Origin of the sequence: Streptomyces mutabilis, from assembly GCF_046628145.1 — a bacterium.
In the GTDB taxonomy this organism is placed as follows: Bacteria; Actinomycetota; Actinomycetes; order Streptomycetales; family Streptomycetaceae; genus Streptomyces; species Streptomyces mutabilis.
Window position 1 is genome coordinate 1,989,989 of the sequence record NZ_CP176874.1, and the last position, 14,829, is coordinate 2,004,817.

General features: G+C 71.4%; 13 protein-coding genes. 7 read left to right on the top strand and 6 right to left on the bottom strand.

What is annotated here, in order from left to right:
- Positions 1–49: 49 nt before the first annotated feature.
- Entirely contained in the window at positions 50–736 is a 687-nt protein-coding gene (locus tag ACLIN4_RS08800) for a maleylpyruvate isomerase family mycothiol-dependent enzyme (RefSeq protein ID WP_411575640.1), read from the top strand.
- Between the two features lie 50 nt (positions 737–786).
- Positions 787–1,443 carry an MBL fold metallo-hydrolase gene (locus ACLIN4_RS08805; protein WP_100047798.1) on the top strand — a complete coding sequence of 219 codons (657 nt, stop codon included), beginning with the start codon at positions 787–789 and terminating at the stop codon, positions 1,441–1,443.
- A 303-nt stretch (positions 1,444–1,746) separates the two neighbouring features.
- Here ACLIN4_RS08805 and aroQ read toward each other — a convergent pair whose 3' ends face one another.
- The gene (gene aroQ, locus ACLIN4_RS08810; protein WP_411575641.1) at positions 1,747–2,220 is read right to left on the bottom strand and encodes a type II 3-dehydroquinate dehydratase; all 474 of its coding nucleotides are present in this window, start codon (positions 2,218–2,220) and stop codon (positions 1,747–1,749) included.
- A 104-nt stretch (positions 2,221–2,324) separates the two neighbouring features.
- Here aroQ and ACLIN4_RS08815 point away from each other — a divergent pair, with 104 nt between their 5' ends.
- Positions 2,325–3,371, top strand: a complete 1,047-nt coding sequence (locus ACLIN4_RS08815; protein WP_411575642.1) for a S66 family peptidase — start codon at positions 2,325–2,327, stop codon at positions 3,369–3,371.
- Between the two features lie 155 nt (positions 3,372–3,526).
- Here ACLIN4_RS08815 and ACLIN4_RS08820 read toward each other — a convergent pair whose 3' ends face one another.
- The 5 genes from ACLIN4_RS08820 to ACLIN4_RS08840 all read right to left on the bottom strand — a co-directional run bounded on the left by ACLIN4_RS08820 (position 3,527) and on the right by ACLIN4_RS08840 (position 10,743).
- On the bottom strand, positions 3,527–4,528 hold the full coding sequence (locus ACLIN4_RS08820; RefSeq protein ID WP_107478325.1) for a TerC/Alx family metal homeostasis membrane protein: 1,002 nt from the start codon (positions 4,526–4,528) through the stop codon (positions 3,527–3,529).
- Positions 4,529–4,786: 258 nt separating this feature from the next.
- A complete protein-coding gene (locus ACLIN4_RS08825) occupies positions 4,787–6,841 on the bottom strand; it encodes a TerD family protein (RefSeq protein ID WP_411575643.1) in 2,055 nt (684 codons plus the stop codon).
- A gap of 118 nt (positions 6,842–6,959) precedes the next feature.
- Entirely contained in the window at positions 6,960–7,538 is a 579-nt protein-coding gene (locus tag ACLIN4_RS08830) for a TerD family protein (protein ID WP_100044668.1), read from the bottom strand.
- Between the two features lie 141 nt (positions 7,539–7,679).
- The gene (gene uvrB, locus ACLIN4_RS08835) at positions 7,680–9,824 is read right to left on the bottom strand and encodes an excinuclease ABC subunit UvrB (protein WP_107480430.1); all 2,145 of its coding nucleotides are present in this window, start codon (positions 9,822–9,824) and stop codon (positions 7,680–7,682) included.
- Between the two features lie 40 nt (positions 9,825–9,864).
- Positions 9,865–10,743: an MHYT domain-containing protein gene (locus tag ACLIN4_RS08840; protein ID WP_289910926.1), complete on the bottom strand. Its 879-nt coding sequence runs from the start codon at positions 10,741–10,743 to the stop codon at positions 9,865–9,867.
- A gap of 289 nt (positions 10,744–11,032) precedes the next feature.
- Here ACLIN4_RS08840 and ACLIN4_RS08845 point away from each other — a divergent pair, with 289 nt between their 5' ends.
- The 4 genes from ACLIN4_RS08845 (at position 11,033) to ACLIN4_RS08860 (ending at position 14,633) form a co-directional block, all read left to right on the top strand.
- Positions 11,033–11,941, top strand: a complete 909-nt coding sequence (locus tag ACLIN4_RS08845) for a glycerophosphodiester phosphodiesterase (protein WP_100044671.1) — start codon at positions 11,033–11,035, stop codon at positions 11,939–11,941.
- Between the two features lie 33 nt (positions 11,942–11,974).
- Positions 11,975–12,529 carry a methylated-DNA--[protein]-cysteine S-methyltransferase gene (locus tag ACLIN4_RS08850; RefSeq protein WP_289910929.1) on the top strand — a complete coding sequence of 185 codons (555 nt, stop codon included), beginning with the start codon at positions 11,975–11,977 and terminating at the stop codon, positions 12,527–12,529.
- Between the two features lie 281 nt (positions 12,530–12,810).
- Positions 12,811–13,719 (top strand): pseudouridine-5'-phosphate glycosidase, encoded by a 909-nt coding sequence (locus ACLIN4_RS08855; RefSeq protein WP_179342693.1) that lies wholly within the window; start codon positions 12,811–12,813, stop codon positions 13,717–13,719.
- Positions 13,716–14,633, top strand: coding sequence for a carbohydrate kinase family protein (locus ACLIN4_RS08860; RefSeq protein ID WP_307652975.1), 918 nt, complete (start codon positions 13,716–13,718; stop codon positions 14,631–14,633). The genes ACLIN4_RS08855 and ACLIN4_RS08860 overlap by 4 nt, the downstream gene beginning before the upstream one ends.
- Positions 14,634–14,829: the final 196 nt, after the last annotated feature.

The window sequence follows — 14,829 nt, forward strand, 5'->3', positions numbered from 1 at the left end:
GCGTCCACAACCTTCACCCGAAGGTGTGGCGCGGTCTAAGGTCAGCACCATGATTGATCACGCTCATGACCTGGAGTCTGTACGTGACGCTACCGAGCGGCTGCTCACCGAGGTCGGGAAACTGGACAACGCGTCCGTGACGGAGTCGTCACGGCTTCCCGGCTGGACCCGCGGCCACGTCCTCGCCCACCTCGCCCGCAACGCGGACGCCCTCGTGAACGTCCTCGAAGGACGTCCCATGTACGTCTCCGGCGAAGTCCGGGACGCCGACATCGAGCGGGACGCCCCGCGGCCCCTCGACGTCCAGCTCGCCGACGTGCGCGAGAGTGCTGCGCGGTTCCAGGACGTCTGCGCCGCCCCCGCGGACTGGTCCCGCACGGTGGAGCTGCGCAACGGGGTCACCGACACCGCCTCCCGGGTGCCGTTCCGGCGGTGGGTCGAGGTCGAGCTGCACCACGTCGACCTGGGCATCGGGTACGAGCTGGAGGATCTTCCGGCGGAGTTCACGGAGCGGGAGACCGACTTCCTCGCCGCGCGGTTCGCCGGGCACCGGGACGTGGCGCCCACCCGGCTCACGGACGGCACGCGCGCGTGGCGCACGGGCCGGGAGGCCGGCGGTCCCGAGGTGACCGTCACCGGACGCCCGGCCGACCTGCTCGGCTGGCTCGCCGGACGCCGTGCGGGCTCCGCGCTGACGGTGGAGGGCGGCCCCCTGCCCTCGCTGCCTCCGCTGTAGCCCCTCGGGAGGCGGCCTGCGGGCCGCCTCCCGGCGCTAGGCTGGCGGCCATGACGTACAGCGGAGAGGTCAGGGTCGGCGGACCCGCCGACGTGCACGAACTCAAGGACCTGATGATCACCAAGGTCGCGGTCGGCCCGATGGACAACAACGCCTATCTGCTGCGCTGCCGGGCCACCGACGAGCAGCTGCTGATCGACGCCGCCAACGACGCGCACACGCTGCTCGGCACGATCGGCGACGACGGCATCGCCTCGGTCGTCACCACCCACCGGCACGGCGACCACTGGCAGGCGCTCGCCGAGGTCGTCGCGGCGACCGGGGCCCGCACGCACGCCGGACGGCACGATGCCGAGGGCATTCCCGTGCCGACCGACGTCCCGGTCGACGACGGCGACACCATCCGCGTCGGACAGGTTGAACTCACCGCACGCCACCTGGTGGGGCACACGCCGGGCTCCATCGTCCTGGTGTACGACGACCCGCACGGACATCCCCATGTGTTCACCGGGGACTGTCTCTTCCCGGGCGGTGTGGGCAACACCCATGACGATCCGAAGGCGTTCGCGAGCCTGATCCACGACGTGGAGACCAAGGTCTTCGACGTGCTCCCGGACGAGACCTGGGTCTACCCCGGGCACGGCAAGGACACCACGCTCGGCGCGGAACGGCCGCACCTGCCGGAGTGGCGCGCGCGGGGCTGGTGAGCCCGTCGGCGCGACGGGGCCGACCGGCTCCCGGCGCGCAGTGCAGGACCCCGGCGCTCGGGCCGCCGTGCCCCGGCGCGGAGGGCAAGTGCCCGGCGCCCGGCCCCCGTACGCACCCCGTGTGAGGCTTTCGCGCACACCGAGGGGCTGCGCGCGCTCCCGGCCCGCGGGGACGGCACGGTCAACTGGAGAACGCCCCGCGCAGGACGCCGGGTCCCGCGCGGCACGGGCCGCCGGTCCTCCGATCCCGCCCTCGACCGGCGGCCCCGGCGCCTGGGGGCCTGGGCCGCCCCGCCCGGATCCTCAGGCCTGGGCCAGCCCCGTGCGGGCCAGCACCGCGATCCGCTCCACGCCGAACACGTAGCCCTGCACACCGCACCCCGCGATCACGCCGTCGGCGCGCTGCGAGACGTAGGAGTGGTGCCGGAACGACTCACGCTGGTGGATGTTGGAGATGTGGACCTCCACCACCGGCAGGCCGTCGCAGGTGTTGAGCGCATCCAGGATCGCGACGGACGTGTGCGAGTAGGCGGCGGGGTTGATCACGATCCCGCAGTGGTTCAGCCGGGCCTCGTGGATCCAGTCGACCAGTTCGCCCTCGTGGTTGGACTGGCGGAAGTCCACCGTGCCGCCGTGTGCCTCCGCCGCCTTCACGCACCGCGCCTCGACGTCGGCGAGGGTGTCGGAGCCGTAGATCTCCGGCTGGCGCTGGCCCAGCAGGTTCAGGTTGGGGCCGTTCAGGATCATGATCGGGGCGTTGGCCAGGGTGCGGGGCACGGTTCCTCCGGTCCGTTCGGGGCGCGGTGGTCCTTGCGCGGCCGCCGCTCGGTCCCCGGTTTATCACGGTGCGCCGGCCGCCCGGCCGCCCCTACCCTCCGTCCATGACGATGATCGCTTATCCGCCCAAGCCCTCGCCCGGCGACCGCGTCGCGGTGATATCCCCCTCCTCCGGACTGCCGGGACTCTTCCCGCTCCCCTTCGAGCTGGGCCTGGAACGGCTGCGCAACGAGTTCGGCCTGGAGCCGGTCGAGTATCCGGCGACCCGGAAGATGGGCGCGACGCCCGGTGAGCGGGCCGCCGACATCCACGCGGCCTTCGCCGACCCCACGATCAAGGCCGTCATCGCGTCGATCGGCGGCGACGACCAGATCACCGTGCTGCCGCTGCTGGACCGGGAACTGATCCGGGCCGATCCGAAGCCGTTCTTCGGCTTGAGCGACAACACCAACCTGCTCGCCTACCTGCGCAACACGGGAATCGTCGGCTACCACGGCGCGAGCGTCATGGTGGAGTTGGGCCGGCCCGGCGCCATGCACCCGCAGACCGCCGACTCGCTGCGCGCGGCACTGTTCACCTCCGGTCCGTACGAGCTGCGGCCCGCCGAACGCTTCAACGACATCGACCGAGACTGGGCCGACCCGGCCACCTTCGACTCGGAGCCCTCGACGCGGCCCGGCTCGGGCTGGTCCTGGGTGAACGCCGACCGGGTGGTCGAGGGACGCACCTGGGGCGGCTGCCTGGAGATCCTCGGCTCACTGCTGATGGCCGACCGGGAGATCGCACGGGACCCGGCGGAGTACGACGGGGGCGTGCTTCTCCTGGAGACCTCCGAGGAGATGCCGAGCGCGGCGGAGGTCTTCCGTACCCTGCGCAACATGGGCGAGCGCGGGCTGCTCGGCCGCTTCTCCGCCCTGCTGATGGCCCGCCCGAAGACCTGGTCCTTCGGGCACCCCAACGGCCCCGAGGAGAGCGCCCGGTACGCGGCGGAGCAGCGCGAGGCGGTGCTGCGTGCGATGCGGGACTACGCCCCCGAGGCCACGATCGTCTTCGACGTGGACTTCGGCCACACCGATCCGCAGGTCGTCATCCCGTACGGGGGGACCGTGCGGGTCGACGGGCCCGCCCGACGCGTCATCGTCACGTACTGACGCTCCGCCCGTCCGGCGATCGACCGGTTCCTGGGACAGCACCCGGTCCCGGCCTCCGCCCACGGCCCGCACGGAGAGCGGCGGGCGGCTCCTTGCCGCCCGCCGCTCCCGGTGGTTGGTCGCTCCAGCACCCCGCCGGAGCAGGTGCCGGCCGGTCAGGCCTCGATGCTGTCCTTCGGGGCGTCGTCGCTCCGGGTCTCCGCGGCGTCCGCCTCGGCCTTCTTCTTGGAGGCCCGGAGGCTGGTGATCGTGGTGACGATCAGGACGGAGCAGATCACGCCGAGCGAGACCGGGATGCTGATCTCGGGCACGTGGACCCCGGACTCGTGCAGGGCGTGCAGCACCAACTTGACGCCGATGAAGCCCAGGATGATCGACAGTCCGTAGGAGAGGTGGACCAGCTTCTTCAGCAGGCCGCCGATGAGGAAGTACAGCTGACGCAGGCCCATCAGGGCGAACGCGTTGGCCGTGAAGACGATGTACGGGTCCTGGGTCAGGCCGAAGATCGCCGGGATGGAGTCGAGCGCGAAGAGCACGTCGGTGGTGCCGATCGCGAGCATCACGACCAGCATCGGGGTCATGATGCGCTTGCCGTTCTCCTCGATCCACAGCTTGGTGCCGTGGTACCGGTCGGCGACACCGAAGCGGCGCTCGGCGGCCTTGAGGAGCTTGTTCTCCTCGAACTCCTCGTCCTCCTCGTCGGCCCGGGCCTCCTGGATGAGCTTCCAGGCGGTCCAGATCAGGAAGGCGCCGAAGAGGTAGAAGACCCACGAGAAGCTGGCGAGGATCGCGGCGCCGGCCGCGATGAAGATGGCCCGCAGGACCAGGGCTATGAGAACACCGATGAGGAGCACTCGCTGCTGGTACTGCGAGGGCACCGCGAACTTCGCCATGATCAGGACGAAGACGAAGAGGTTGTCCACGCTCAAGGACTTCTCGGTGATGAAGCCCGCGAAGAACTCACCGGCGGGCTGGCCGCCGCCGAAGACGAGCAGACCGACTCCGAAGAGTCCCGCGAGGGCGATCCAGACGACCGTCCAGATCCCGGCTTCCTTGATCGATACGTCGTGCGGCTTGCGGCCGATGAAGAAATCGACGGCGATGAGGGCTGCGAGGCCCACGATGGTCAGGACCCACAGGGTCACGGAAACTTCCACTACGCCTCCGGCAGTACGTCACACGGCAGATGTCAGCGTCGTCGCTGCCGGAGGTCTCTTCCACCCCGGGTGTCCGGGACGCGTGACGCGTCCGGAACCCGCGGGCCGACGCCCCGGGATCTGGCCTGATCCGTATTGACGGGTACGCCGCAGTAGTTGGCAGGGAGTACTCCCCTCCGTACGGACGACAGTACCCCATTCCCCAAGGGAAGGTAAAGAGAATTGCAAATAAAGCTCAAAACGCCAGTTCAGGCGCCTTTACCGGATCCATGAACGGCGTGCGGCGGCGACCTGGGTGAGTACCTGTCGGAGCACTTGGCTGCCGGGCGGGACGAGCGGGGGCTCGTACGTCCAGGCATGGCCCACCCACGGGTCGGCGAGGTGATCGTCGGCCACGGGTGTCAGCCGGAGCAGCGAGCGCCACAGCGGGTCGAGCAGCGGCCCGTACCCGGCGGAATCCTCGCGGTCGGCGACCAGCAGCAGGTGGACGCCGACGGCCGGCCCCTCGTCGGCGAGATAGCGCAGTTGGTTCACCGCACGGTCGTCGAAGCCGTGCGGGAACTCGTTGACGATCAGGAGTTGCTGGGAAGTGTCGAGACCGGGCGGGAGCGCATCGGGAGCACCGCCGCGCAAGGCCATCTGCACCAGGTCGACGCGCTGGGTGAGGCGCGCGAGCACGTCCGCGGTCCCGGCGGCGCCCAGGGCGGGCGGGGCGGCCAGCACGCCGGTCTCGACCAGGGGCGCCAGCGCCTGGGTCCCCGACCCGGCCGGGTCGATGACGTGCACGGTGAACTCGCCCGCCGGGTAGACGGCGAGCAGCCGGGCCGCGTGCGCGACCGCCGTCTCCAGGCCGAGGCGCCGCATCTCGTGCGAGTCGGTGAACGAACCGTCGAGCGAGGCCGCACGTCCGCTGTCGATCCACAGGCCGCGCTCCAGCGGCAGCCGGACCAGCATCGGGATGCGTATGCGGTCCGCCTCGGACAGATGGAGGTCGCCCAGCCTGAGGGCCATGGGGATCTCCATGGGCACGCGGTAGGCGTGCCAGACGGGGTTGTCCCAGCGCGCGTAGGCGGCCGGCAGGGCCGGTTCGACGACCTCGGCCTCGGCCTCGAGCTGGGCCACGTCCCGGTCCAGGGCTTCCCTGGCCTGTGCCACGAGCTGACCGTGCCGGGCCCGGGCCTGCTCCCGGGCGGCCTCGCCCTGCCCGCCGATCCGGTTGCGCGGGTCGGACAGGACCTGGTCGAGCTCCTTCTCCATGCGCGAGTCCGCGAAGTCGACGGCACTGCGGTAGGCGGCGGCGGTGCGGGCAAGGTCCTCGAACATGCCCCAGACCTGGTTGTAGAGCCGCTCCTCCATGGACCAGCCGGTGGCGTCACCGGCGACGGGCGGTGCGGGCTGCCCGGGTGCGGCCGGGGGCGCGGCCGGCGGGGGCGGGGGCGGGGCGCCGTGCTGCCGGCGGGGGTGGCTGTAGTCGATCGGGCCGTCGCCGGTGGCCGTGGACGGCCGGCCGGTTGCGGAGGAGTCCCCCGGTGTTCCCGAGGCGTTCGGGTACGGCTGCGGGGGCTGCGGGCCGGTCTGCTGTCCCGGGGCTGCGGGTGTCTGCCGTCCTTGCGTGCCCTGGGTGTCGTACGGCGCCGTGGACGGCACGCCTCCGCCGGCGCCCTGGGGTGCGGCTGTGCCGGAGTCGTGCGCCGGGGCGGTGGCGGGCCGGGAACGGTCGCCGTCGGCGGTCCGGGCAGGAGGCGCCGGCACCGAACGGGCCAGGCCGCGGGCCACGGCGTCCTGGATGTCCCCGGCGAGCCGGTGGGCCTCGGGCAGGTCCTGGTCGGTGAAGAGCTCGGCGAGGCCGCCCGCGTAGCCTTGGCCGACGGCGCGCACCTTCCAGGCGCCCTGGCGTCGGTAGAGCTCCAGCGCGACGACGGCGGACTCTGCCTCCAGGCCGGTGAGGGTGTAGCTGGCGACCTCGTCGCCGTCGAGGCCCGTGACGGCGACGAAGGGTGCGGCCACGGAGCCGAAGCGGGCCGGGCCGGGCCCTCCGGCGGGCAGGGCGAGCAACACGCTGACGCGGTGCACGGCGTCCGGTACGGCGTCCAGGTCCACCGCGAGGCGGTGGTCGGCGGCGGCCTGCCGGGAGACCTCCAGCCCCGGCAGGGTGGGTGTGCCCGGGTGGGCCACCCGTTCGACGCCGTGGACCTTGCCGTTCTCGTCGCCGAGCGTGGCCCCGGCCACGACCGGCGTGCCGGCCGAGACCCGGATCTCCAGGCGGGCCCGGGGAAGCGGGTGGTTCTGTCCCCGCGTCAGCTCGGCCGTCATCGCCTTCCCCCTGTGTCACTCGTGCGTCTGCGTCACTGGCTCTCGTCGCCCGTGCTTGCCGTGCGGCGTCGGCCCGCCCCGGTCCCGCGGCCGGCGGGCGGTTCCGCTCGGTCGCCCGCTACAGGACGGGCAGGATCGTCGGCATCAGGTCCTGGAAGGTGCGGCCGTTGGCCGGGGAGCCGATGGCGGTCATCGACCAGCCCTGTCCCACCCGGTGCACCTTCGCCATGATCTGGGCGGTGAACGCGCCACCCCCGGCGAGCGTGTAGCGGGCGAGCTCCTCGCCGTTGGTCTCGTCGACCAGCCGGCAGAACGCGTTCTGCACTTCCTGGAAGGTCTGGCCCGTGAAGGAGTTCACGGTGAAGACGATCTGGTCGATGTGGACCGGGACGCGCTGCAGGTCGACGAGGATCGCCTCGTCGTCGCCGCCCTGGCCGACACCGCCGACGAGGTTGTCCCCGGTGTGGCGCACCGAGCCGTCGTCGCTCACCAGGTGGCGGAAGAAGACGACGTCGACCGGCTGCTTGTCCGCGAACAGGACGGCGGAGGCGTCCAGGTCGATCTCCCGGGTGCGCGATCCGAACAGGCCGCGCCGGGGAGCCGCCTGCCAGCCGAGACCCATGCGCACCGACGTCAGGCTGCCGCCGTCGTTCTTCTGCAGACTGATGGCCTGACCCTTGGTCATATTGACGGTCACGCGCTGATCCCCTCTCGAGCAGTCCCCTGTTGCCGCGGTGCCCGCGGTTGACCAGAACCCTACGCAGGAGCACTGACAGCGCCCCACCCAGGACCGCACTTTGTGTCGGTCTTGCAACACAGCGCGAACCCGGGCGGGCCGTCAGGCCAGGCCTGCCTCCTTCATCTGGCGCAGTTCCTTCTTCATCTCGGAGACCTCGTCGCGCAGACGGGCCGCGATCTCGAACTGGAGGTCCGCGGCGGCGGCCCGCATACGGGTGGTCAGGTCCTCGATCTGTGCGGCCAGCTCCGCCGCCGGGCGGTCGGTCACCGCCGTCTCCTTGGCCTTCCGCCTGCCCTTGGCCGCCTTGCCGTCGGCTGTCGCCTGGCCGCCGAGGGAGGGCACGGGAGCCTTGGCGGCCTTGCCGTCCTTGGACTGGCGGTAGCCCGAGCCGAGCAGTTGCTCGGTGTCGATGTCCTCGCGGGCGATCTGCGCGACGATGTCGTTGATCTTCTTGCGGAGGGGCTGCGGGTCGATGCCGTTCGCCTTGTTGAACGCGATCTGCTTCTCGCGGCGGCGATTGGTCTCGTCGATCGCCTTCGCCATCGCCGGCGTGATCTTGTCGGCGTACATGTGGACCTGGCCGGAGACGTTGCGCGCCGCGCGGCCGATGGTCTGGATCAGCGAGGTGCCGGAGCGCAGGAAGCCCTCCTTGTCCGCGTCGAGGATCGCCACCAGGGAGACCTCGGGCAGGTCGAGGCCCTCCCTGAGCAGGTTGATGCCGACCAGGACGTCGTACTCGCCGGCCCGCAGCTCACGCAGCAGTTCGACGCGGCGCAGGGTGTCGACGTCGCTGTGCAGGTAGCGGACCTGGATGCCGAGCTCCAGGAAGTAGTCGGTGAGGTCCTCGGCCATCTTCTTGGTGAGCGTGGTGACCAGGACGCGCTCGTCCTTCTCGGTGCGCGTGCGGATCTCGTGCACCAGGTCGTCGATCTGCCCCTCGGTGGGCTTGACGACGACCTCGGGGTCGACGAGTCCCGTGGGGCGGATGATCTGCTCCACGGCGCCGTCCGAGCGGGAGAGCTCGTAGGCGCCCGGGGTGGCCGACAGGTACACGGTCTGCCCGATGCGTTCCTGGAACTCCTCCCACTTCAGCGGGCGGTTGTCGAGGGCGGAGGGCAGCCGGAAGCCGTGGTCGACCAGGGTCCGCTTGCGGGAGGCGTCACCCTCGTACATGGCGCCGATCTGCGGCACGGTGACGTGCGACTCGTCGATGACGAGCAGGAAGTCGTCCGGGAAGTAGTCCAGCAGGGTGTTCGGCGGGGAGCCGGGCGAGCGGCCGTCGAAGTGCATCGAGTAGTTCTCCACGCCGGAGCAGGAGCCGATCTGGCGGAGCATCTCGATGTCGTACGTGGTGCGCATCCGCAGCCGCTGCGCCTCGAGGAGCTTGCCCTGCTTCTCCAGCTCGGCCAGGCGCTCGGTCAGCTCCTTCTCGATGTCGTTGACGGCCCGCTCCAGGCGCTCGGGGCCCGCGACGTAGTGGGAGGCCGGGAAGACGTACAGCTGCTGGTCGTCGCTGATGATCTCGCCGGTGACCGGGTGGAGGGTGGACAGGGCCTCGATCTCGTCGCCGAACATCTCGATGCGGACGGCGAGCTCCTCGTAGACCGGGAAGATCTCGATGGTGTCGCCGCGCACCCGGAAGGTGCCGCGCGTGAAGGCCATGTCGTTGCGCGTGTACTGGATGTCCACGAAGCGGCGCAGCAGTTCGTCCCGGTCGTACTCCTCGCCGACCCGGAGAGGGACCATGCGGTCCACGTACTCCTGCGGGGTGCCGAGGCCGTAGATGCAGGAGACGGAGGCGACCACGACGACGTCGCGGCGGGTGAGCAGCGAGTTGGTCGCGGAGTGGCGCAGTCGCTCGACCTCCTCGTTGATCGAGGAGTCCTTCTCGATGTAGGTGTCCGACTGCGGGACGTACGCCTCGGGCTGGTAGTAGTCGTAGTACGAGACGAAGTACTCGACGGCGTTGTTCGGCAGGAGCTCGCGGAATTCGTTCGCCAGCTGGGCGGCCAGGGTCTTGTTGGGCGCCATCACGAGGGTGGGGCGCTGGAGCTTCTCGATCATCCACGCGGTGGTGGCGGACTTGCCGGTGCCGGTCGCGCCGAGCAGGACGACGTCCTTCTCGCCTGCTTCGACACGCCGGGCCAGCTCGGCGATGGCCGCCGGCTGGTCGCCGCTGGGCTGGTAGGGGCTGACGACCTCGAAGGGCGCCACCGTGCGTTCGATCTGGGAAACGGGCCGCATGGGTTCCACCGTACGACCCCGCACTGACAACCGGTCCGGATCAGCGGTTCTGCGGGGTGCGGGACCGCCGGTGCACGAGGGCGCGGCGGGTGCGGCGCGCGGGGTGGTGTGCCGAGTGGTGGACCGTGCGCGGGGTCACGGTGTGGGCGGGGATGCCGGGCTTGCGCTCGGCCGGGGCCCCGGCGGGCTCACCCATGACCATCAGTGGATCGAACATCACCACTACGGCGGCGAGGAGCAGGAAGGCGAGGGGGCCGATCAACATGGGGGCGAGCAGCTCGGCCGGGGACCCGCCGGAGGCCGGGTCGGTCGTGCCGTGGACGTGGACTTCGAGGGCGGCCATGCCCGTGTAGTGCATGCCGGTGACGGCCAGGCCCATGACGAGGCTGGCTCCGACGCTCCACAGGAAGCCCCGGACCTGGCCGGCCGCCCACAGGGCGGCGGTGGCGGCGGCCATGGCTATGACGACGGACACGGCCACGGTGAGGGTGTTGTAGGTCAGCCGGCCGTCCAGGCGCATGCCCGCCATGCCCAGGTAGTGCATCGAGGCGATGCCGAGGCCGGTGATGGTGCCGCCGGTGAACAGGGCCGTTCCCCGCGCTCCCCGGTAGCCGACGATGAAGATTCCCACGCCCACCATGACGATGGCGACGGCCAGGCTGGCGAAGGTCATGAGCCAGTCGTAGCGGACCGGCGTGTGTTCGATCGTGAACCCCATCATCGCGATGAAGTGCATGGTCCAGATCCCGGAGCCGATCGCCGCCGCGCCGAGAGCGAGCCAGCCGGGGCGCCAGGAGCCGGTGACACGCAGGGATCTGGTGGTGCAGCGCAGTCCGAGGGCACCGCCGAGGCAGGCCATGAGATAGGCCACCAGCGGTGTGACCAGTCCGTAACTGAATCCGTCGACCGTGCCTTGCATATGCGGCCGCCCTTCCGCGTTCTTGCTGCCCGGATACGCCCGGATTTTCCTGATGTGCACCCCCTCCCGGGCCCGCGTGAACGGCCAGGGTCGAGGCAGAGAGTATGACGCCCACCGGAATGGTCGAACGATTCTCCGGCAAAGAATCACGGCCTTGCCCCACTTGTGCCGTCCCGGTGAGCGGAGTTGAGCAACTCCATTCAGCCCGTGGCCACTCCGCACTCCTCTCCCGTTGACTGTCCGGTGTCACAGTGGTGCTGTCCGTGATCACTCGACGCGAGGAGTGCGCATGCACGCACGCGCAGTTGCCGTGACGACCACCGCGTTCCTGGGGGTGGCCCTGCTGACCCCCCTCTCCCACGCCCGGACCGCGCAGAGCGGCGAGGACGAGGGGCCCACGGTCGTCGCCCACCGGGGCGCATCCGCTTACGCGCCGGAGAACACGCTGGCCGCTGTCGACAAGGCCGCCGAGCTGGGCATCCGCTGGGTCGAGAACGACGTCCAGCGCACCAGGGACGGCGAGCTCGTGGTCCTCCACGACGACAGTCTGCGGCGCACGACCGACGTGGAGGAGGTGTTCCCCGACCGCTCGCCGTGGAAGGTGAAGGACTTCACCGCCGCGGAGATCGCCAGGCTGGACGCGGGTAGCTGGTTCGGGTCCGAGTACGCGGGTGCGCGCGTGCCGACGCTGAAGCAGTACGTGGAGCGGGTCGAGCACAACCACCAGAAGCTGCTGCTGGAGCTGAAGAACCCCCAGCTGTACCCGGGCATCGAGCAGCAGACCCTCAAGGTTCTCGCCAACGAGGGATGGCTCGACCGGCGGCACGTGGCCGGCCGGCTGGTCGTGCAGAGCTTCAGCGCGGACAGCATCCGGACCGTGCACGAGATCAAGCCGGCCGTGAAGACCGGTTTCCTCGGCACGCCGCCCGTGTCGGACCTGCCCGAGTACGCGGGGTTCACCGACCAGATCAACCCCTCGCACGGCTCGCTCTCCATGAGCTACGTCTCCTCGGTCCACGCGTTCACGGGGCCGCACGGCCGTCCGATGGAGGTCTTCGCCTGGACGGTCGACGACGCGGCCACCGCCAGGCGGATCGCCGGGTACGACGTCGACGGCATCATCACCAACAAGCCCGACGTCGTGCGCGAGGCCGTGGGCGAGGAAGAGGACCGGAACGGGGCCTCCACCGGCTGGTGACCCGTTGTCAGTGGCCGGCCGTACGGTGGGCGCATGGACAGCCATGGGCGCTATGAGCAGCGAGTCGTGTGGACCGTCGTCGACACCGGCATCGGTCCACTGCTGCTGGCCGCCACCCCCGACGGACTGGTCAATGTCGTGTTCCACGCGAGCGGCGCCACGCGCGGCCGGGCGCTCGACAAGCTGGCGGCCCGGCTGGGCACGGAGCCGGTCGAGGCGCCCGGTTCCCCGCTGCTGACCGAGGCGATACGCCAGGTGGAGGCGTATTTCGCGGGTCGGCGGCGTGACTTCGACCTGTCGCTGGACTGGTCGCTGATCTCGGGCTTCAACCGGGAGGTGCTGCGCGAGCTGGCGTCCGGCGTCCCGTACGGCTCGGTCGTCGGTTACGGCGACCTCGCCGGCCGGGTCGGCCAGCCGGGCGCCGCTCAGGCGGTGGGTGCGGCGATGGGGGCCAATCCGCTGCCCGTCGTGGTGCCGTGCCACCGGGTCGTCGGCAGTGACGGCGGCATCGGCGGATTCGGGGGCGGGGTCGAGACCAAGCGGCAATTGCTCGCGCTGGAGGGGGTCCTGCCCGCACCGCTCTTCTGAGGGATCGCTGCCCGGCCGGGGGAGGCGGCGGGCGGGGCTGCTCGTAGGGCCGTGTCTTGCGTGTCTCGATGGTGTCGCGTCTCCCCGTCGAGGCGCACGGAGGGGAAGCTCACGGTTCCCGCGGCGTGCTCGGTGAGTCTCAGTGGCGCCGTGGAGTCCGTCATGCCCCTGGCCCCGCCCTCCGCCGGAAGCCGCGAAAGTCCTCCTCGGGGCCGTGCGGGTTTGGCCCGCTCCCCCGCCCGCCAGAGATGAGGGAGGGACCGACGACAGGAGGCAGGCGCGTGACGCTGGTGGTGTCGGAAGAGGTACGGGCGGCGATCGGCTCGCGCCGTCCCGTGGTGGCCCTGGAGTCCACGATCATCGCGCACGGATTGCCACGTCCGCGCAATCTGCAGGTGGCACGGGAGCTCGAGGAGGCGGTCCGGCGGGAGGGCGCCATACCGGCGACGATCGCCGTGCTGGACGGACGGCCGCATGTCGGCCTGGACAAGCAGCAGCTGGAGCGGGTCGCGAACGAGGACGGCATCCGCAAGTTGGGTCACCGGGACCTGCCGCTCGCGGTGGCCACCGGGGCGAGCGGGGCGACCACCGTGTCGGCGACCGCCCTGCTGGCGGAACTGGCGGGGGTGCGGGTCTTCGCGACCGGCGGCCTCGGTGGTGTGCACCGGGAGTGGACGGCGACGCAGGACGAGTCGGCCGACCTGGGTCTGCTGGCCCGTACCCGGATCACGGTGGTCTGCGCGGGGGTGAAGTCCATCCTGGACGTGCCGGCGACCCTGCAGCGGCTGGAGACGCTGGGCGTCGCGGTGGCCGGTTACGGCACGGACCGCTTCCCCGGCTTCTACCTGTCCGACTCGGGGCATCCGGTGGACTGGACGCTGGACACCCCCGAGCAGGTGGCAGCCGTCATGCGGGCCCAGGACACGCTCCGTGGGCCCCGGTCCGCGCTCGTGGTCGCCAACCCCGTCCCCGAGGAGGAGCAGCTCGACCCCGCGCTCCACGCGCGCGTGCTCGCCGACGCACTGCGCGCGTGCGAGGCCGAGGGGATCACCGGCCAGGCGGTCACGCCCTTCCTCCTCGCCCACCTGGTACGGCACACCGACGGCGCCTCACTGGAGGCCAATCTGGCGGCGGTCCGCGGAAACGTACGGCTGGCGGCGCGCATCGCGGCGGCCTGGACCGGGGCATGACCGCGGGGCCGGGCGACGCGCTGCTGGTCGTCGGGGACGTCGTGACGGACGTCGTCGCCCGGCACCGGGGGCCGCTGGCCGCCGGCACGGACACGGCCGCCTCGATCCGCCGGCTGCCCGGCGGGGCCGGCGCCAACGTGGCCTGCTGGGCGGCGTACGGCGGGTGCCGGGACGTACGGCTGCTGGGGCGGGTCGGTTCGGACGCGGCGGACTGGCACCGGCGGGAGCTGACCGCCCTCGGCGTGCGTCCCCACCTGGTCGTCGACGCGAGCGCACCGACGGGGACGGTGATCTGTCTGGTCGACACGGGCGCCTCGGCCGAGCGGACGTTCCTGACGGACAGCGGGGCGTCACTGCGGCTGGCGCCCGGTGACTGGTCGGACGCACTGCTCGACGGCGCCGCCCGGCTGCACCTGTCGGGCTACCTGCTGTTCTCGGAGCCGAGCCGTGCCCTGGTGCCGGTCGCCCTGGCCGCGGCACGCGCGCGCGGGGTGCCGGTGAGTCTGGACCCGGCGTCGGCGGGATTCCTCACCGAGCTGGGTGTCGACCGCTTCCTGGACCTGGTGCAGGGAGTGGACATCCTGCTCCCCAGCCGCGACGAGGCGTCTCTGCTGACCGGGCTGCCCGATCCGGCGGACGCCGCGGCGAAACTGAGCCGGCATGTTCCCTTGGTGATCGCCAAGCAGGGTGCGGAGGGGGCCCTGGTGGCCCGGTCCGGCACCGTGTGCGCGCGGGTCCCCGCCGTACCGGCGTCACCGCGGGACAGCACCGGCGCCGGTGACGCCTTCACCGGAGCGTTCCTCGCCGCACTCCTCGCGGGCGCGGCTCCCGAGGAGGCTGCCGCCGCGGGGTGCCGGGCGGGGGCGAGGTCGGTCGAGCGAGTGGGCGCGAGGCCTCCGCGGGCGGTCGGCTGAGGGGCGGCGGTGTGCTCCGGGGGGGCGAGCGGGAAGCCGACGGGGGCTGGGCAGGGTGTGTACGAGGTGTTCGGGTGACCTGCTCGGACCCACTCGTATCGCTTGGACCGCTTGGACCGCTCGGACCGCTCGGACCGCTCGGAGGAGCCCTGCTCGCGGCCCGCTCAGGTGGGCTGTCGGGGAAGTTCCCGACTCG

Excerpts from the sequence above, each read along its gene's own strand:
- ACLIN4_RS08800 (WP_411575640.1), top strand. The coding sequence starts at position 50 with ATGATTGATCACGCTCATGACCTGGAGTCTGTACGTGACGCTACCGAG.
- ACLIN4_RS08805 (WP_100047798.1), top strand. The coding sequence starts at position 787 with ATGACGTACAGCGGAGAGGTCAGGGTCGGCGGACCCGCCGACGTGCAC.
- ACLIN4_RS08815 (WP_411575642.1), top strand. The coding sequence starts at position 2,325 with ATGACGATGATCGCTTATCCGCCCAAGCCCTCGCCCGGCGACCGCGTC.
- ACLIN4_RS08825 (WP_411575643.1), bottom strand. The coding sequence starts at position 6,841 with ATGACGGCCGAGCTGACGCGGGGACAGAACCACCCGCTTCCCCGGGCC.
- uvrB (WP_107480430.1), bottom strand. The coding sequence starts at position 9,824 with ATGCGGCCCGTTTCCCAGATCGAACGCACGGTGGCGCCCTTCGAGGTC.
- ACLIN4_RS08840 (WP_289910926.1), bottom strand. The coding sequence starts at position 10,743 with ATGCAAGGCACGGTCGACGGATTCAGTTACGGACTGGTCACACCGCTG.
- ACLIN4_RS08845 (WP_100044671.1), top strand. The coding sequence starts at position 11,033 with ATGCACGCACGCGCAGTTGCCGTGACGACCACCGCGTTCCTGGGGGTG.
- ACLIN4_RS08850 (WP_289910929.1), top strand. The coding sequence starts at position 11,975 with ATGGACAGCCATGGGCGCTATGAGCAGCGAGTCGTGTGGACCGTCGTC.
- ACLIN4_RS08860 (WP_307652975.1), top strand. The coding sequence starts at position 13,716 with ATGACCGCGGGGCCGGGCGACGCGCTGCTGGTCGTCGGGGACGTCGTG.